Source organism: Bradyrhizobium sp. I71 (assembly GCF_022354745.1).
Classification (GTDB): Bacteria; Pseudomonadota; Alphaproteobacteria; order Rhizobiales; family Xanthobacteraceae; genus Bradyrhizobium; species Bradyrhizobium liaoningense.
In genome coordinates, this window is sequence record NZ_CP059398.1 from 1,556,981 (window position 1) to 1,574,656 (window position 17,676).

The following is a 17,676-nucleotide window of genomic DNA, read 5'->3' on the forward strand; positions in this document are numbered from 1 at the left end:
CTCTCCTACCTGACCTTGACCTTGGCGAGTTCCTGGCCGTCCGGGCTCATGACGTGCGTCGAACAGGCCAGGCACGGATCGAAGGAATGGATGGTGCGCAGGATCTCCAGCGGCTGCTCGGGATTGACCATCGGCGTGTTCATCAGCGACGCCTCGAAGGCGCCGATATTTCCCTTGGGGTCGCGCGGCGAGCCGTTCCAGGTCGTCGGCACCACGCACTGGTAGTTGTCGATCTTGGTGTCCTTGATCTTGACCCAGTGCGCGAGCGCGCCGCGCGGCGCCTCGGTGAAGCCGACTCCCTTGGCCTCCTTCGGCCAGCTCTCCGGCTTCCACTTGTCGACATTGGCGGTCGAGCTGTCGCCGGCCTTGATGTTGGCGACGAGCTTGTCCTGGAAGTAGCGCATCTGACGTCCGGCCCAGACGGATTCGAGCGCACGCGCCGCAGTGCGGCCGAGCGTCGAAAACAGCGCTGACATCGGCAGGTTCAGATCCCGAAGGAACTTGTCGACGGGATCCTTGAACTCCGCCTTGTTCTGCGCGTAGCCGACGACCCAGCGCGCCAGCGGGCCGACCTCCATGGCGTGACCGCGCCAGCGCGGCGCCTTGATCCAGGAGTACTTGCCGCCTTCGTCGAGCTGCTCGATCGCCGTCTTGGTGCCCTTCGCGTTGGGTCCCAGCACGTAATTCGGCTCGGTGACACCGTCCCAGGGATGAAGTCCCTTGGTCTCGTCGGGATATTTGTACCAGGAGTGCACCACGAACTCCTGGATCTCGTCGGGATTGGCGTGATCGACCGGAAACACCTCGGACAGATTGCCGTTGATGATGGCGCCGCGCGGCAGCTTCAGGCTCTTGGCGGAATAGTCGTTGGCATGTTCGGGCACGTCGCCATACGAGAGCACGCTCTGGCTCGAAAGGCCGCCGCCATAGAGCCAATCCTTGTAGAATGAGCCGATCGCGGCCACGTCGGGCAGATAGACCATTTCGTTGAACTCGATCAGGCGGTCGATGATCGAGGAGATCAGGTTCAGCCGTTCAATGTTGATGGCGCCGACAGCGCCGGTGCCGTCGACATTGATCGGACAGGGCACGCCGCCGACGAGCCAGTTGGGATGCGGGTTCTTGCCGCCGAAGATGGTGTGAACCTTGACGATCTCCTTCTGGAAATCGAGCGCCTCCAGATAATGCGCCACCGCCATCAGATTGGCTTCGGGCGGCAGCCTGTAGGCCTTGCTGCCCCAATATCCATTCTTGAACGGACCGAGCTGTCCGGACTCGACGAACTTCTTCAGCCGGGTCTGCAGATCCTTGAAGTAGCCGGGCGACGACAGTGGCCAGCTCGAGATCGACTGCGCCAGCGTCGAGGTCGCCCGCGGATCGGCCGAGAGCGCGGAAACGACGTCGACCCAGTCCAGCGCGTGAAGGTGATAGAAATGGACGACGTGGTCGTGCACCTGCAGGGCAAGCTGCATCAGGTTGCGGATCGAATTGGCGTTCTCCGGGATGGTGATCCCGAGCGCGTTCTCGACCGCGCGCACCGAGGTCAGCGCGTGCGTGCCGGTGCAGACGCCGCAGATCCGTTCGGTGAACGCCCAGGCGTCGCGCGGATCGCGGTTCTTCAGGATCACCTCGATGCCGCGCCACATCGTGCCAGTGGAGACCGCGTTGCGGATGACGTTGTCGGCGTCGACATTGACCTCGACCCGCATGTGACCTTCGATACGGGTCACCGGGTCCACGACGATGCGCTTGCCGGAATTGTCGAGATTGAAGCCGTTGGGAGTCTGGATACCCATGATTGTCCTGCCCTGCCGTGTCTTTTCGATCAGCTATTGTGGTCGGCGTCTTCGCGCTTGGTCGCGAGCCGCTTGACAGCGGTCACAGCCGCATGCGCAGCCACCGCGGCGCCGACGGCGCCGGCCGCCACCATGCCGATCTGATCGGCGTTCTTCTCGATGCCGAACTGCTTGATGTTGGTGAGACGATCGTAGAACGAGCCCTTGTCCCAGAAGCCGTCCTCCGAGCAGCCGATGCAGCCGTGACCCGACTGGATCGGGAAGGACACGCCGCCGTTCCAGCGCACGGTCGAGCAGGCGTTGTAGGTGGTCGGCCCCTTGCAGCCCATCTTGTAGAGGCAGTAGCCCTTGCGCGCGGACTCGTCGTCCCACTCCTCGACGAACTGCCCCGCATCGAAATGCGGGCGCCGGTAGCACTTGTCATGAATGCGCTGCGAGTAGAACATCTTCGGCCGACCCTGGCGATCGAGCTCGGGCAACTTGCCGAAGGTCGTGATGAAGGTGACGACGCCGGTCATCACCTCGGCGATCGGGGGGCATCCCGGCACCTTGATGATGGGCTTGTTGGTGATCACCTTGTCGATCGGAGTTGCCTGTGTCGGATTGGGCTTTGCCGCCTGCACGCAGCCCCAGGAGGCGCAGGCACCCCAGGCGATGATCGCCATCGCGTCCTCGGCCATCATCTTCAGCTTCTCGACGAACGGCTTGCCGCCGTCGATGCAAAACATCCCGCCCTCGTTCAGCGGCGGATTGCCTTCGACCGCGAGGATATACTGGCCTTTGTGCTTGGCGCGGGTCTCCTCGAGGATGGCTTCGGCCTGATGGCCCGCAGCTGCCATGATGGTGTCGTCGTAGTCGAGCGAGATCATCGACAGCACCGCATCCTTGACCAGCGGATGCGCGGAGCGGATGAAGCTCTCCGAGCAACAGGTGCATTCGAGACCGTGCATCCAGATCACGGGCACGCGCGGTTTGGTCTCGAGCGCGTTAGCAATGCGGCTCGCCGCCAGCGGTCCGAGGCCGAGGCTCGTCGCCGTCAGGCTGCAGAATTTATGAAAGCTCCGACGCGTGATGCCTTGCCGCCTGATCACGCTGTAGAACGTTTCCGTCGCCGCGCCCATGAATCCTCCCGCCTTCGGCTTTGACTTTTCGATGACGCAAAGGACAGCAAGAAGCAGGCCAACAGCCTGGAGCGATTCAAAACTGGAGAGATTCCAGAACGTTGCGGCTTTGAACCACCGTCATGAACGGTACGTGAGGACGCTGCCAACACGAGAAGCGGAAACAATTCGATTTGCAGCCGGCAACGAAGTTTCCGGTCAATGCGCGGTGCACACCATGCAGGGATCGAACGAGCGCACGATGTGCTGGATCGCAACCGCACGCGGCCCGGCCTCGCCGACATCGGTGCCGACCAGCGCCTGCTCCAGCGGGCCGCCGACGTCGAAGGAATCGCGCGGCGAGAAATTCCAGGTGGTCGGCGCGATGATCTGGTAGCGCTCGATCTTGCCGTCGCGCACCGCCATCCAGTGCCCGAGACTGCCGCGGGCGGCCTCGACCAACCCGACACAGCTTCCGTCCGGGAACTCGCGCGAATTGTGGCAGAACGGCTCCGACAGCCGCAGCGCGCGCGTCCACTGCTCCATGGCAAGCGCGATGCGCGCGGTCTCGATCAGCCGCGCGATCACGCGGCTGCGCACGTTGGTGCCGTCCCGCGCGACCAGATCCGTGATCAATGCCTGGCCCGCCACCGTCTGCCGCGCGATCGCGCCGACCTCGATCGGCTGGCCCGACAAACGCGGCGCCTTGCACCAACTGTAGGCCGCCGGCTTGTCGGGATCCGGGACTGTGCTGCTATGGGCGGGATCCGCGGAGGAATTCCGCATCCAGGCATGCGAGACGTCCTCGGTGATTTGCGTCAGCGGCAGGGGTTCGACGATTGCGCGCGGGCCGAACAGGCCGCGCGGAAACAACTCGCCGTCGACACCATGATAGGCGCCGTAGCTCATCATCAGCCCCGCCCCCCGGCCGAGCCCGGTCAATGCCAGACTGTCCGCCAGCCGCAGGAAATGCGCGAAGTCGCCGCCACGGCCATCGCGCCAGCCGTCCAGCTCGTCGGCGGTTGCGATCGCCAGCACGTTCTCCAGCGAATCCGCGAAGACGACGCGCTCAAGGAAGGCTCGAAACGCCGTCACAATCGACAAGAGCCGGATCCGCTCGCCGAGATCGATGGCGCGCGTGGTGCCGCCGGGCTGGAACGCCAGGCTGTGCGGCCATTTTCCGGCAATGATGCCCATGGTCTCGAGCAGCCGCGCCCGCGCCGGCAAGGCATCGCGCGCCGCGCTGCCGCGGGTGGCGGCAAAGCGCTCGCGCGCCTCCTCGTGCCAGCCATGGGCGGCATAGGCCTCGCGGGCAAAGTCCGGCATGAAGAAGATGTAGAAATGGGTCAGATGGTCGGCCGCGTTCTCCGCGGCATGGGCGATGTTGGTGGCGAGCAGCCCGTTGGGTGCCGCCTCGATCGACATGGCGGCGCGCAGGGCGGCCGCAGCCGCGACCGATTGCGAGACCGAACAGATGCCGCAGATGCGCGGTGCCAGCGCCAGCGCATCAAGCGGCGGCCGACCTTCCAGGATCTGCTCGAAACCTCGGTAGAGCGGTGCCGTCACCTCGGCACGCACGACGCGGCCGCTCTCGACATCGAGGCGGACTTCGAGATCGCCCTCGACGCGGTTGAACGGGCCGATCGTGATCCGCGTCATGGCTTGTTCTTCGTCGTCGCGCGACCCGGCGGCACGACCACATGGTCGGCGGTCGCGTTCAGCCGCACGCGGCGCGGCGTCGCGGACTTCGACAACGCGGCGAGTGCGACGAACCACGCCTTCGGCATGTCGGTCGGGAGCCCGACCGGAATGCCCGCGAGCTTGGCGGTCTCCAGAAAGTTCTGCGCCCCTTCGAAGCCCGGCGACGTGCAGGCGATGCAAGCATAGCCGCCCTTGGTGCAGGATCCGCCGCCGTTCCAGGAGCGCTGGTTGCAGTCGCCTACCGCCTGCGTCGCCTTGCAGCCGAGATGCTCCATGAGGCAGCCACGCTCCGACATGGTCTCGGCGCTGGCCTTGAACTCGTAGAACTCGTTGCGCGAGCAGCCGTGATGGGCAAGGTGATTGGCGACGAATTTGGGCCGCCCGTAGGAATCGAGGTCGGTGGCGGTCAGGTCCTTGGTGGTCAGTGCCAGGATGGTTTCCATCATCCAGCCCGGATGCGGCGCGCAACCCGCAACGTTGATGACGGGAAGACCGAGCCGGGAGCGGAAGCCCGCGCCCAGCGCACCGCCGCTGTCGGACCCTTCGAATTGCAAGCCGACCGCATCGGTCGGGTTCGACCCGGCGGCCGGCACGCCGCCATAGGCCGCACAGCTTCCGACCGCGACGACATAGTCGGCGCGCGGCGCAAGATCGAGCATCCAGCGATAGACCGAACGGTTGGTGCCGGCGAGCATGTTGAAGCGGCCGGTGTCGTTCGGCCCCCGCGCCACTGATCCTTCCAGCAGGAGCAGGTCGAGCCGCACCTTGCCGTCGAGCACGGACTGCAGCACCTCGACCGCCTCCTCGCCGGTCTCTTCGCTGACCGACGGATGCCATAGCAAGTTGATGCCGAACTGCCTGAGCTCGTCGAACCAGCCGGAGGCACCGCTTTCGAGGATCGACATCGTGCAGCCGCCGCAACTGGCACCCTGCAGCCAGAGCACGTTGGTCATTCCACCCGATCCGCTCATGGCTCCTCCTCAGCCTCCAAGCATCGGCCGCTCGTAGCACACGAGCACGGCTTTGGCTTCAAGTAACTCAATCTTGCCTGGCCGACGTCCCGCCGTCATGCTTCAAGTGCCGCCTGCGAATCCGGTGCGTGACAATCCAGGTAACGCCGATGGCGACCGGCACGAAGAGCGCAGTCGCGAGCGACGGCTCGACATGCACGCCGCCGTCATGCGCGCCCTTGGCAACATAGCCGAACAGGCTGACAACGTAATAGCCGATCGCTGCCACCGACAGCCCCTCGACCGTACTTTGCAGGCGCAGCTGCAGCTTGGTACGCTCGTTCATCGAGCGCAAGAGGTCGCGGTTCTGCTCCTCCAGTTCGACGTCGACGCGGGTGCGCAGGAGGTCGGCGGCGCGCGCAAGCTTGATCGACAAATTGGCCTGACGCTCCTCCAGAGCGGCGCAGGTCCGCATCGCCGGCGCCATCCGGCGGGCGAGAAACGACGACCAGGTCGGATAGCCCGCGATCTCGCCGCCTTCGACCACCCCGAGCCGAGCCTGCACGATATCGTAATAGGCCCGGCTGGCCCCAAATCTGAAGAGGCTGCCGGCGGCGCCGCGCTCGAGCGAGGCGGCGAGCGCGGTCAGCTCGGTCAACAGATGATTGTTGAGCTTGAAGTCTGCCGCGCCCTGCATCTCCTCGAGCACCTCGACCAGCCGTCGCCCGATGTGATCAGCAGATGGTGCGAGCGCAAGCGCAGCCGGTAAACCGAGCAGCGCCAGCGTGCGATAGGTCTCGATCTCGAGCACGCGCTGCACCAGAGCACCCAGACGGCCTGAAGAAAGACCGTTGTTGCAGACCAGGATCCGCACGAAGCCCTGCTCGTCCACCCGGAAGTCGGAAGCGACCACAGCCTGGCCGCTTCGAACGTTGACCATGGCAAGGCTGCCTTTCTCGAACAACTGTTCGGCGCGATCAACCGCAGCAGATGTCTCCTCGACCTCGAGTTTGAGTGCGACCAGCAATTGTCCGGCCTGAGGAAGCGACCCGATCAGCGCAGCAAGCTCGTCGTCCACATCACCAAACGGACGCGAGGCGCCCGCACGCCTTCTGATCCAGGTGAAGGTCGTGAACTCGGAATGTTGCTCCCAGCGCAAAGTGACGGTGCCGACCGTCACGTGATGGTGTTTTGCGGATGCATCCGGCGCTGCCAGTCCATGTGCGGCGCAAAAGGACGCAAAGCTCTGCCGATCAGCGGTCGCCGTATCGCCCTGGCTGAGAAATGCAAAGCGCAGCACGGCGAGCGGCCCGGTCAGCCGAGTGAACGGGCGCGCATGGACCTCACTCAACACCGCGCCCCGCTGCGGATGCAACTGAAAGCAGGCGAGGTCCAGACCAGGGCTCATCGACGGATCATCTGCTTTTCGCTGCACAGCTTGTTTCTCCTAGACCGTACCAGTTCAAGCGGAACGTCAGCGGCCCGACCGGATGCATCACATAGTCCATCACGCCGTTCTGGCAGACCGCCGTCGGCGCGACGCCACCGGAGCAGAGATTGTAGAGCGTATCGGTCCTGAGCAGGGAACCATAGGCACAAAGTGATCTGGTTCGCTCTGCTGTTGAAGAGATTGAGCCCGTCGAGCTGGACGCGCAAGCCGCTGTCGGCGCGGTAGCTGACGCGCCCGTTGACGACTCTGGTCGCGGATGAACGGAACGCATTGTCCTCGGTCAGCGGCGCATTCGGAATGTAGCTGCCGGGTGGTCTGCGCCGGCAGGCCCGCGAATGAACCGTTCGGCATACGCGCGACGTCGGCGCCGGCCAAACTCAGGCCGCCTCGGTCGCATCGACGCATTCCAGCACTTCTGGCGCCGCAGCGCGCGCGTCATCGGCAAACATCCGGCGATAGGTCACGACCGAGACGAGCCAGGCGATCGCGAACAGGGCGACAACGGCGAAACCGACGTTCGCAAGCGACTCGTTGAGGCCGTCGACCAGCGCCCATGCGCCGCCGGAAAGGCCGAAGCGGTCGCCGACCAACCCGAGCGCCTCGATGCCGCCGATGAACAGCGCGACCGCCACGGAGGCGCCGGTGATCGTCAGGTTGTACCAGAGCTTTCGCAGGGGATCGACGTAGGCCCAGCGATAGGCGCTGACCATCAGCGCCGAATCGGCGGTGTCGACCAGCGCCATGCCGGCGGCAAACAGCACCGGAAAGACCAGCACGTGCACGAGAGAGACGCTGCGCGCAGCTTCCGTGGCGGCGATGCCGAGCAAGCCGATCTCGGTCGCCGTGTCGAAGCCGAGCCCGAACAGCAGGCCGAGCGGGTACATGTGCCAGGATCTCGTCACCAGGCGGAACATCGGACCGAGACATCGCGCTAGAAGTCCGCGGGCCGCGAGCTGCGCATCGAGCCGTGCGGCGTCATGGATCCCTTGCTCGCGCACCTCGCGCAGCGTTCGCCACAGGCCTGCGAAGAGCACCAGATTGACGACTGCGACCACCAGCAAGAACAGCGCCGACACCGAGGTTCCGATCAGGCCGCCAACCTCCTTGAGCAGACTGTCGCCGCCAAGGCTCACCATGCCGAGCGCAAGCAACATCGTCGCAACCACGACGACGCTGGCATGGCCCAGTGCGAAATATAGGCCCGCGGACCGGGGCGCCTGTCCCGCCTGCATCAGCTTTCGCACGACGTTGTCGATGGCAGCGATGTGGTCGGCATCAACAGCATGGCGCAACCCGAACACCCAGGCAAGCAACGCGGTCGCCATCACCGTCGGCCGGTCGCCGAACAGCGCGAAAGCCCAGGTCCATGCGGCGATGTTGGCCGTGACAAGCCCACCGAACAGCAAAATGGGATTGGCAGCCAACGCGCGTCGAGAGCCTTTCCTCGCGCGATGCACTCTAGCCAAGACCTGAGCTCCTCTCGTATGATCTTTGCATCAACCCGTCATACCAAGGGGCAATATTTGGGCCAGACGGCAACCGCCGTTCCGAGGCGCCTGGTTTCCGGACCCAAGTTTTTGTCTTACGAGAAGAATTGCCCTTGCTGGCACTTTTGAAGCTCTGAGCTCACGATGCGCAGCCCTGGAAACCAACTAACCAAAAGCGCAAACATAGTTTGATGCTTGGTCGCGAAATGCTGTCATCATAGCTAGCCAGCACGACGGCTCGCGCGCTTGCATCAGGCCATCGGAAAACGCGGATCGTCGGTCGGCGCAACGGGCGATGCGACCGGCGGCGCCTCAGCTTCTTCGCCAGCACTTTGGAAAGACTGGGAGAGAGTTGAGCTTCCCCTAAATCGGTGGACACCTATAGCTTAGGCATTGAGAGGTGTCAGATGACGAAACGGCAGCGTCGGTCCTATTCGGACGAATACAAGCGGCAGGCAGTTGATCTGGTTTTGTCGAGCGGCCGCTCGGCGAAGTCGATCTCGAAGGAACTCGGGCTTGATGGCTCCGTGCTCAGCCGATGGTGAAGGAGCGGCGGTGGCAGCCGGCGGCGGCGCTGCGGCGCCCGCGCCGGTTGACGCGACTGCCGCCTCCGCAAGAGCTTGACCGTAGCAACGACGGCCAGGACCACACGGTTTTGCCGTACGCGCGGTTCGCCATTTCGCCGCAGTTTTCCCAGCCCTGTCGACGGAGCCGGAAACTTACAGGCGAGACGAAGCCTAGCAGCGCCGCTCGTCCGCACGCAGTTTCGGGCTCACGGAGAGCAATCCGCCCGGCCCTTCACCTCTCGTGCACGACGCTGCCGCGTCCACCGCAAGCCCGGCTCGCGACAATGACGACCACACGATCGCCCCTCAAGGATGAGCCGGGATGGGCGACACATACGAGAAATCCGCATTTCGGTAACGGAGAATATTTTCGCAGGGAGGGGTTGGCGGGTGTTTTGCCCGACGGCATTCCCGCGAGGCAATGGTGCGCCCCGCAGGCTGATGCCGCCGGACGACCCGTTGCACCGACCTCAGCAAGCGAAGGGACAGGGTCGAAAGTCCTTTGCCGCAGGCGAATTCCAATTGGCACCGCGCCGGCGGCGCCAGCTCAATTCACCTGGGCACCCGAGTACTTCACAATCGGCGTCCACTTCTTCACCTCGCTCGCGATAAAGGCCTTGAAGGCCTCAGGGGTCGAGCCCTGGACGATGAAGCCCTGCGCCGCAAAGTAGTCCTTGACGTCAGGAGATTGCAGCGCCTTGTTCACTTCCGCGCTCAGCTTTTCGACCACCTCGGGCGGCGTGCCGGCCGGCGCAAACAAGCCTTGCCATGACAGCGCCTCGAAACCCTTCAGTCCCGCTTCATCCAGCGTCGGCACGTCCGGCAGCAGGGGATGCCTGGTTTTCGAGGTGACGGCCAGTGCGCGAATCTTTCCGGCCTGAAGCTGCGGCATCAGCACCAGGACGTCGCCGAACGTAACCTGGATCTGACCGCTCATCAGGTCGGTAAGCATGGCGGCGCTGCCGCGGTAGGGAACGTGCACCATCGAGACATCGGCCGCCTGCTTGTACATCTCGCCAGTGAGATGCATCGACGTGCCGTTGCCGGCCGAGCCGAAACTCAACTCGCCCGGTTTCGACTTGGCGAGGGCGAGAAACTCGGCTGCCGTGTTCGCCTTCACGTCGGGGTTGACGGCCAGCACCAGCGGCGCAGTCACCAGCGTCGACAGCGGCGCGAAGTCCTTGATCACGTCGTAGGGCAATTTGGCGTACAGCGCCTGCGCGATGGCGTTGCTGCCGGTGACGCCGGCCAGCAAGGTGTAGCCGTCGGGTGCGGATTTGGCCACGAAGTCGGCGCCCAGCGCGCCGCCGGCGCCGGGTCGATTGTCGACCACGACCGGCTGGCCCAAGGCCGCGGCGAGCTTGTCGCCCACACGACGCGCGAGCACGTCGGTGCTGCCGCCCGGTGCGAAAGGCACGACGATGTGGATCGCCTTGTTCGGGTAGTTGGCTTGCGAATGACCCGGCGCGGGCATCAGCATCGCGAGGCCGGTCAACGCCAGCATCGCGCGGCGCGAAATCAGGAAGCGGATCATGGGCAACTCCTTGTGGGTGGATTGGCGGCTTCGGCTGAAGCCAGGGATCCCCAGCCGCCGCCGCCAGCGGTTTCGATAATCAGGCGGTCGCCGGCGGACCACGCGATGCGGGCGCGCGCAGGCAAGAGCTCGACCGCTCCGTCCACACGCAAGACCCGGGCCATCGACGTTGCGCCGGCCCCGCCGCCTCGCGCACCGCGCGCGCGGCCGACATGGCGCTCGCCGCGATAGGCGATCCACCCCTGGCCTTCGAGCAGCCGATAGGCGCGCCGCACGCCGTCGCCGCCGCATTGCAGACCGGCGCCGCCGCTGCCGCGGCGGATCTCGTAGCATTCCACACGCAGCGGCGCTTCGGTCTCGATCACCTCCACGGGGGTATTGCGCGCATTGCCGACGTCGGTGGAGACGCCGGCGCGGCCGGGCGCGTGAACGCTGGCGCCGGCGCCGCTGGCAATGATCTCGGTGAACATCCAACGGCGCCCGTCCGCCCGCGTGCCACTGAGCGCGAGGACGGTGGCCACGCCGGCGTGCGGCGCCACGCCCATCCCGCTTGCCGACTGTGACCAGGCTCCGAGAATCGCGTTGCACGCCAGCTTCACGGTCGCCGTGCGCGCATTGACCGCCGCCGGCAGCGCCGGATTGACCAGGCTGCCGGGTGGAAGCTTCAGCGTCAGTGGCGCAAGGCAGCCGGCATTGTTGGGTGCGTCCGGCGCCAGCGTGCGCATGAAGAAGAGAGCCGCCGACAGCATCGCCGCCGGCGATGCATTGAGGGGCCCCCTCACCTGCGGCGCGGTCCCCTCGAAGTCGATCAGCAGTGTGTCATCCTGCTTGCGCAAGCTCACCACGATGGAAACCGGAGCGGTGTCGATGCCGTCGCCGTCGAGTTGATCGCGCCAGGTCCATTCGCCGTCGGGCGCGGCCGCAAGGGCGGCGCGGGTCATGCGTTCGGTCTGCGCAATCAGGGCATCGCAAACCTCGGCAAAACGAGGTCCGGTGTGACGTGCGATCTGCTTCAGTTCGCGCGCGCCTTGCGTCAGCGCGGTCCACTGCGCCTCCAGGTCGCCACGCAGATTGTCAGGCGTGCGTGAGTTGGCGGCCAGGATGGCGTCGATATCGGGCCGCACGCCTTCGGCACTGCGCCAGCGCACCGGCGGCAGGCGCAGGCCCTCCTGGTACACTTCGGTTGCGTCGGGCGGAATGGAGCCGGCGGCCATGCCCCCGACATCCTGATGGTGCAAATTGGCGGCGGCGAAGGCGATCACCTCGCCATCGTGGAAGACCGGATGGACCAGAGCCAGGTCCGGCAGATGCGTGCCGCCGGACCAGGGGTCGTTGAGCAGATAGGCGTCGCCCTCGGACATCGTTGCGAGCGGAAAGCGTGCGAGCACACCGGCAACGGCCGGAATCAGCGAGCCCAGCAACAACGGCAGCGAGCGCGCCTGGGCGAGCAAGCGTCCGTCCGGCAGGAACAGCGCCGCGGCACAGTCGCCGCTCTCGCGGGCGATGGACGACACGGCGGCGCGCATCATGCCATGCTGCATGCGGTCGGCCGTGCCTTGCAGCGCAAGACGCAGCGGCTCCATGCGCAGGGCGATGACCGGATCAGGTGCGACGTCGTGCGCGCGCGGCATCATGCCTTCGCCTCCAGCGCCAGCGCCTGGTCCGGCGTCACCCGCCACGACCAGCCCGCCGGCACAAAGACGGTTGTCATCGGCGCGAACAGAGAATGCGGCCCCTCGCCTTGCGGCGGCAGCGAATCCCACGGGCTTTCGCTCGCCGCCAGGCTGACGTCGCCCTCGTCCGGACTGTAGAGCATGCCCAGCGCCGCCATCACGCCGGCGTGCGGCATCACCAGCACGCGGCGCATACCGGCCAGTTCGGCAATCTCGGCCGCATGCTGCGCGCCGCCGCCGCCGATGGCGACGAGCACCGCATCCGCCGGATCCAGGTTGCGCTGAAAGGCGTGGGTCTTGAGCGCCTCCGCCATCCCGGCGGCGGCCGCGCTCACGACGGCTTCAGCGGTTCGAAGCACCGACAAGCCGAGTGCGCCGGCCACGTCGCCAAGCGCGGCCTCCGCAGCGGCGCGGTCCAGCACCATCCCGCCGGCCAGCCGGGGCGGCAAGCGGTCCAGGACGCACAGCGCATCGCTCAGCGTCGGCAAGTCACCGCCGAGACCGAAGGCGGCCGGTCCTGGCCAGGCTCCTTGCGAGCGCGGCCCCAGGCGAAGCGCGCCACCCGGCAGCACCGAGACCACGCTGCCACCCCCGATGCCGATGGAGGCGATATCTGCGCAGCGCTGACGGATCGGCAAGCCGCCGCATTCCAGCGCATCGGTAAAGGTCGGCCTGCCGTCGAGCAGAATGCTGATGTCGGCACTGGTGCCTCCGATATCCAGAACGATCGCGGGACCGGATGCTGCGAGGCCGGCGGCCACGCCCTGCAGCGCCGCGCAGGGACCGGACATGGCGAGGCCGATCGGCTGCGCGGCGAGATCATGCCAGGGCGCAGTGCCGCCGGCCGATCGCATCAGGCGCAGCGGCGGCAAGCCACGTATCTTCAATGCGTCGGCCAGCGCGTGCAGATAATTCGCTGCCAGCGGTTTGGCATAGGCGTCCAGCGCCGTGGTCAGCCAGCGCTCGAACTCCCGCGGTTGCGGATCGACTTCGCTGGACAGTGAAATGTGCAGGCTCGGAAGGCGCGCATGCAGCGCCGCACGCAGCGCGCGCTCATGGGTCGGATTGCGGTGCGAGAACAACAGACCGATCGCCAGCGCGCGCACGCCGGCGTCGCTCACTGCATCCGCAATGGCGTCCACGGCCGACAGGTCGAGCGGCTCCGACTCACGCCCCTCGGCATCGATGCGCCCGCCGATCTCGAAACGCAGCGGCCCCGGAAACAGCTTTGCTTCGGGCACGGCCGGCATGATCACCGGCTCATACAGCTCCTTGCGGTCCTGGCGCGCGAGGATCGGTACGTCGCGCATGCCGCGCGTCAGGACAAGGGCCACCGGCGGCTCGTTCAGCTCCAGCAGCAGATTGGTGATGACGGTGGAGCCGTGCACGACGCGGCCGACGTCATCTGCCCCGATGCCCGCCTGCGCGCACAGCCGATCGAGTGCCTCGACGACCGGCTCCGCCAGCCGGCGTCCGGCGCGCGGATGCTTGAGCGATGCAACGTGCCCGTCGCTCCGCAAGGCCACCGCATCGATGAAGGTGCCACCCATGTCCACGGCGAGTGACCAGGACGCGTTCAACGGAAGCGCTCCAGCGAAAACGGCGTCAGGTCCACCTGCGTCGGACGTCCGGCCACCAGATGCGCGATCTCGCGGCCGGTCGCCGCGCCCATGCACATGCCCATATGGCCGTGGCCGAAGGCGAGCCAGGCGTTGTCGGCCGCGCGGACCGGACCGACCACGGGAAGACTGTCGGGAAGACAGGGACGATGGCCCATCCAGCGCGTGACGGACGATGTGTCCAGGTGCGGGAATAATTGCTGTCCCTGACGAAGCAGTGCATCGGCACGCGCCATGTTGGGTGGCGCTTTCAAGCCGGCGAATTCCACCGTGCCGGCCAGCCGCAGACCCATGGCCATCGGGTTGACCATCAGATTGTGCTCCACCGCCATCACGGTGTGGCGCAGGGCCAGGTTCGAGCTCTGCACGGTGACGTGGTAACCGCGCTGCGTCTCCAGCATCACCGGGCTGTCGAGCTGTGCCGCCAATGCGCCCGACCAGGCCCCGGCTGCCACCACCACGCCGTCCGCCGCCAGCGGCTCGCCGTGCTCCAACAGCATTGCCGTGACGCGCCGGCCCTGCCGCTCGAAACCGCGGACGCGATCGCGGACGTGACGCGCGCCGTCGCCGATGCAGCGATTGTAGATCGCCTTGACGAGGGCAGATGGATCGGACGTGGAGCCGTTATCGGGCGCCAGAATGCCGAACCGAAAACGTCCCTTCAGGTCCGGCTCGAGGCTTTCCAACTCATCCTGCTCCACGTCCTGCATCCGCACGCCAAGTGATCGCCGCAGGTTCATGCCCCAGGCCCATTGGGCCGCCGTCTCGCGAGAGGAAAAGACATACAGACAGCCGCTACGCCGCACCAACTCCCGGGCATCGGCATGGGCGAGCAGCGGATCATAGCAGTCGAAGATAGGCGCCAGCAGCGAACGTAACGCGGTGGCGATGCGTGTCACCTCTTCGCGTGATGAATGATGCAGCATGCGCAGCAGCCATGGCGCCACGAGCGGGGCATAGGCCCAACGCACCGTCAGCGGTCCCAATGGATCCAGCAGCCAGCGCGGGACCTTCTTCCACATGCCCGGCATGCCCACCGGCAGGCAGGCGCTGGGCGAAAGCGAGCCGGCATTGCCGAAGGAGCAGGCCTCGCCCGCGTCTAGCGGGTCGACGAAGGTCACCGCGTGGCCGTCGCGCTGCAGCCACGCCGCAGTGCAGGCGCCGACGATTCCCGTTCCTATGACGACAATGTGCATGCGGGAATTCTGAAAAATAATTCCCCCATCACACAAGCCAATTCTTTTAATATTGTCATCAGGTTTCCTGATAGTCGATCCATTCGAGCGAGGATATGTGATGCGGTCCGCCATTCTTTCCACTCTTAGCCTGCGCCAGATGCGCGCCTTTGCCGCGGTCGCTCGAGCGGGCAGCTTCACGGCGGCGGCGCGACAGATCAACCTGACGCAGTCGGCAGTCAGCATGCTGGTTCAGCAACTCGAGGAGACCCTCGGGCTGAAACTGTTCGACCGCGGCGCGGTCGTGTTGTTGACGGCGGCTGGCCAGCAATTGCTCCCCCTGGCGCGCCGCATCCTGGATGACGTGCAACAGATCGCAGAGGGCGCTTCGGACCTTCGCTCCCTTCGCACCGGCCTGTTGCGCGTGGTAGCGCCGCAGATGCTGGCATGCACGTGGGTGGCGGCAGTGCTGGGCGAGTTCGAGCAAGCCCATCCGGATGTCGGCCTGCGCGTGACCGACGCGATGGCGGACGAGGTGGTGAGCACCGTGCGCCGAGGCGAGGCGGAACTGGGCGTTGGCCCAGAGCGCGCCACCGGCGAGGATGTCACCAGCACATTTCTGATGGATGTACCGATCCGAGTGGTCTGCTCAGCGCAGCACCCGCTGGCGCAGCAACGCGCCGTCTCGTGGAAAAAACTGCGCGACGAGCGCTGGGTCATCTATTCCAGTGAGTTCAACCGGCACCTGGAGAGCCTGCTGCATGCGCATGATAGCTCGCTTTCCATGCAGACCGCCGTCGAGGTCAAATATCTGACGACCGCTTTGGCGCTGGTGGGCGTCGGTACCGGCCTCGCGGCCGTTCCCGACTACGGACGGCTGTTCGCGCCGAATTTCGACGTGCGTTTCATCAAGCTGCGCGCTCCGGAAATCCGCCGCCGCTACTATATATATCAACGACGCGGGCTCGTGCTCTCTCCGCCTGCGGAGGCGTTTGCCAAGCTGCTGCGCCAACGCGCGGCACGCAGCGGTGGGTGAATCCGTGAGCCACCTTCTTCCTGACGATCCGAGCACGTCTGCGCCGCAATCTGCCAGCAGCGTCGGGGCGAAGGGCGCGACAACGATGATGGCGATGTCCAGAACCTTCAATCCGTCGAGCGGCCCGCTCATTTCACCTCCTCGAACCCGTTGACTCCGATCACTCGCTCACGCCCCGTCACGCAGCAGAAGACGCGCGATGTTGAGCTGATGGATCTGGCTGGTGCCCTCGTAGAGGCGGAACGGGCGGACGTCCCTGTACCAGCTCCCAATCGAGGAGTGATCGGCGATGACTGACCACCTCGTCAACGATGCACCTTGCAGCGATGGTGGCGTCCATCGCGTGCCGAGGCGTACCGGCGCCGCGATGGATCGTCTGGCACCCGCCCGAGGTGCCGGCAGTAGACGCCAATCATGACGAACGGTCGTCGGCCTAGAGGCTGCGATAGCGCTCGATACGTGAGAGCTCGGGCGCGATTCCGAGCCCCGGTTCTTGATCCAATTCAACCGTGCCATCCCTCACGTTGAGAACCGGGCCGCAAAAGAGATCGCGCAACGGGTTGTCGTTGACGTCAACCTCCAGCCAGCCTTGGCCGCCGATGCCGGCGAGGAGATGCGCGGACGCAAGCAAGCCCAGGCCTCCGCCGAGATAGTGCGGACAGAACGTCTTGCCCGCCTTCAGAATGTCGCGGGCCAGTGGACTGCACACGCTCAGCCCGCCCCATTTCGCAATATCGGGCTGAACCACACCGAGCACGTCGTCGGCGAGCACCTCCTTGAAGCCCTCGACACTCGAAATGTTCTCGCCGGCGGCAATCGGCATCTTCGCTGCGGCGTGCAGCCTGCGCCATTCCGCGCGCGGGCGATCGGCCCGAATCGGCTCTTCCAGCCAGCGTAGATCGAACTGGGCAAGCCGCGGCAGCATCTCGATCGCCTGCCTGACTGACCAGCCCTGATTTGCATCGGTGGCAAGCATGCCGGCGCCGAGGATCCCACGCAGCGCGGCCAAATTGGCGATGTCGGTTTCGGCGCCGAACCCGACCTTCAGCTTCAGCGCGCAATGGCCGCGCTTGAGCGCGGCTTCCGCCGTCTGCGCCGCGCCGGCGGGATTGATGCCGCTGGCGTAGACCTTGATCTTGCCGGACTGTCCGCCGAGCAGCCGCCATAGCGGCAACCGCCGACGCCGTGCGCAGACATCCCACAGCGCAAGATCGATGCCCGAAATCGCCTGCGCAAACGGACCTGGCTCGCCGCATTGAATCACCAGCACCTCGGTGGCCTTGGTCAGGGTCTCGAAAGCCTGAGTGGGACCATCGAATTTGCGCCCGATGAGCGCGGGCGCAAACACCTCGTTGATGAGCCGGGCGCGGTGCTCCGCGCCTGGCGCTGGAAAGTTGCACCAGGCTTCACCCCATCCCTCGACGCCGTCTTCGTCGACAGCGCGAACGAAGACGGCGGGACGGTCGAGCATCTTGCCAAAAGAGGTCACCACCGGCATTGCCAGCGGATAGCGATAGCAGAACGCCTCGATCGAGCGGATGGTGAAGCCGTCAGTCATGTTGCAATTCCTGCAAGACCACGCCGGACCG

General features: G+C 65.7%; 14 protein-coding genes and 1 pseudogene. 2 read left to right on the forward strand and 13 right to left on the reverse strand.

The features are described from left to right. Positions 1-5: 5 nt before the first annotated feature. The 7 genes and pseudogenes from FJV43_RS07765 to FJV43_RS07795 form a co-directional block, all read right to left on the reverse strand. Positions 6-1,796 carry a nickel-dependent hydrogenase large subunit gene (locus tag FJV43_RS07765; RefSeq protein ID WP_239625911.1) on the reverse strand — a complete coding sequence of 597 codons (1,791 nt, stop codon included), beginning with the start codon at positions 1,794-1,796 and terminating at the stop codon, positions 6-8. A 29-nt stretch (positions 1,797-1,825) separates the two neighbouring features. After that, positions 1,826-2,917, reverse strand: a complete 1,092-nt coding sequence (locus tag FJV43_RS07770) for a hydrogenase small subunit (RefSeq protein WP_194392650.1) — start codon at positions 2,915-2,917, stop codon at positions 1,826-1,828. A gap of 198 nt (positions 2,918-3,115) precedes the next feature. Continuing rightward, positions 3,116-4,555 carry a nickel-dependent hydrogenase large subunit gene (locus tag FJV43_RS07775; protein ID WP_239625913.1) on the reverse strand — a complete coding sequence of 480 codons (1,440 nt, stop codon included), beginning with the start codon at positions 4,553-4,555 and terminating at the stop codon, positions 3,116-3,118. Next, entirely contained in the window at positions 4,552-5,568 is a 1,017-nt protein-coding gene (locus FJV43_RS07780; protein ID WP_239625915.1) for a HupU protein, read from the reverse strand. The genes FJV43_RS07775 and FJV43_RS07780 overlap by 4 nt, the downstream gene beginning before the upstream one ends. Positions 5,569-5,635: 67 nt before the next feature. Continuing rightward, positions 5,636-6,955 (reverse strand): DUF3422 domain-containing protein, encoded by a 1,320-nt coding sequence (locus FJV43_RS07785; RefSeq protein WP_239625917.1) that lies wholly within the window; start codon positions 6,953-6,955, stop codon positions 5,636-5,638. Positions 6,956-6,962: 7 nt separating this feature from the next. Next, a pseudogene (locus tag FJV43_RS07790) lies at positions 6,963-7,284 on the reverse strand (TonB-dependent receptor); the annotation flags it as partial. A 90-nt stretch (positions 7,285-7,374) separates the two neighbouring features. After that, a complete protein-coding gene (locus FJV43_RS07795) occupies positions 7,375-8,421 on the reverse strand; it encodes a HoxN/HupN/NixA family nickel/cobalt transporter (protein WP_239625919.1) in 1,047 nt (348 codons plus the stop codon). A gap of 470 nt (positions 8,422-8,891) precedes the next feature. Between FJV43_RS07795 and FJV43_RS07800 the strand changes: the two genes are divergently transcribed. Beyond that, complete coding sequence (locus FJV43_RS07800) at positions 8,892-9,029, forward strand: transposase (RefSeq protein WP_239625921.1); 138 nt, start codon at positions 8,892-8,894, stop codon at positions 9,027-9,029. Positions 9,030-9,597: 568 nt separating this feature from the next. Here FJV43_RS07800 and FJV43_RS07805 read toward each other — a convergent pair. Genes FJV43_RS07805 through FJV43_RS07820 form a run of 4 tightly spaced genes read right to left on the reverse strand, consistent with a single transcriptional unit; the run spans position 9,598 to position 15,072 of the window. After that, positions 9,598-10,584 carry a tripartite tricarboxylate transporter substrate binding protein gene (locus tag FJV43_RS07805; protein ID WP_239625922.1) on the reverse strand — a complete coding sequence of 329 codons (987 nt, stop codon included), beginning with the start codon at positions 10,582-10,584 and terminating at the stop codon, positions 9,598-9,600. Further along, positions 10,581-12,218: a hydantoinase B/oxoprolinase family protein gene (locus FJV43_RS07810; protein ID WP_239625924.1), complete on the reverse strand. Its 1,638-nt coding sequence runs from the start codon at positions 12,216-12,218 to the stop codon at positions 10,581-10,583. Before FJV43_RS07810 ends, FJV43_RS07805 begins: the two co-directional genes overlap by 4 nt. Further along, a complete protein-coding gene (locus FJV43_RS07815) occupies positions 12,215-13,837 on the reverse strand; it encodes a hydantoinase/oxoprolinase family protein (protein ID WP_239625925.1) in 1,623 nt (540 codons plus the stop codon). The genes FJV43_RS07810 and FJV43_RS07815 overlap by 4 nt, the downstream gene beginning before the upstream one ends. After that, a complete protein-coding gene (locus FJV43_RS07820; protein ID WP_239625927.1) occupies positions 13,834-15,072 on the reverse strand; it encodes an FAD-dependent oxidoreductase in 1,239 nt (412 codons plus the stop codon). Before FJV43_RS07820 ends, FJV43_RS07815 begins: the two co-directional genes overlap by 4 nt. A gap of 100 nt (positions 15,073-15,172) precedes the next feature. Between FJV43_RS07820 and FJV43_RS07825 the strand changes: the two genes are divergently transcribed. Next, on the forward strand, positions 15,173-16,087 hold the full coding sequence (locus tag FJV43_RS07825; protein ID WP_239625930.1) for a LysR family transcriptional regulator: 915 nt from the start codon (positions 15,173-15,175) through the stop codon (positions 16,085-16,087). Positions 16,088-16,255: 168 nt separating this feature from the next. Here FJV43_RS07825 and FJV43_RS07830 read toward each other — a convergent pair whose 3' ends face one another. After that, positions 16,256-16,396, reverse strand: coding sequence for an acyl-CoA dehydrogenase family protein (locus FJV43_RS07830; RefSeq protein ID WP_239625932.1), 141 nt, complete (start codon positions 16,394-16,396; stop codon positions 16,256-16,258). Positions 16,397-16,520: 124 nt separating this feature from the next. Then, positions 16,521-17,645 carry a mandelate racemase/muconate lactonizing enzyme family protein gene (locus tag FJV43_RS07835; protein WP_239625934.1) on the reverse strand — a complete coding sequence of 375 codons (1,125 nt, stop codon included), beginning with the start codon at positions 17,643-17,645 and terminating at the stop codon, positions 16,521-16,523. Positions 17,646-17,676: the final 31 nt, after the last annotated feature.

Excerpts from the sequence above, each read along its gene's own strand:
- FJV43_RS07820 (WP_239625927.1), bottom strand. The coding sequence starts at position 15,072 with ATGCACATTGTCGTCATAGGAACGGGAATCGTCGGCGCCTGCACTGCG.
- FJV43_RS07800 (WP_239625921.1), top strand. The coding sequence starts at position 8,892 with ATGACGAAACGGCAGCGTCGGTCCTATTCGGACGAATACAAGCGGCAG.
- FJV43_RS07775 (WP_239625913.1), bottom strand. The coding sequence starts at position 4,555 with ATGACGCGGATCACGATCGGCCCGTTCAACCGCGTCGAGGGCGATCTC.
- FJV43_RS07770 (WP_194392650.1), bottom strand. The coding sequence starts at position 2,917 with ATGGGCGCGGCGACGGAAACGTTCTACAGCGTGATCAGGCGGCAAGGC.
- FJV43_RS07825 (WP_239625930.1), top strand. The coding sequence starts at position 15,173 with ATGCGGTCCGCCATTCTTTCCACTCTTAGCCTGCGCCAGATGCGCGCC.
- FJV43_RS07810 (WP_239625924.1), bottom strand. The coding sequence starts at position 12,218 with ATGATGCCGCGCGCGCACGACGTCGCACCTGATCCGGTCATCGCCCTG.
- FJV43_RS07835 (WP_239625934.1), bottom strand. The coding sequence starts at position 17,645 with ATGACTGACGGCTTCACCATCCGCTCGATCGAGGCGTTCTGCTATCGC.
- FJV43_RS07765 (WP_239625911.1), bottom strand. The coding sequence starts at position 1,796 with ATGGGTATCCAGACTCCCAACGGCTTCAATCTCGACAATTCCGGCAAG.
- FJV43_RS07780 (WP_239625915.1), bottom strand. The coding sequence starts at position 5,568 with ATGAGCGGATCGGGTGGAATGACCAACGTGCTCTGGCTGCAGGGTGCC.
- FJV43_RS07785 (WP_239625917.1), bottom strand. The coding sequence starts at position 6,955 with ATGAGCCCTGGTCTGGACCTCGCCTGCTTTCAGTTGCATCCGCAGCGG.
- FJV43_RS07805 (WP_239625922.1), bottom strand. The coding sequence starts at position 10,584 with ATGATCCGCTTCCTGATTTCGCGCCGCGCGATGCTGGCGTTGACCGGC.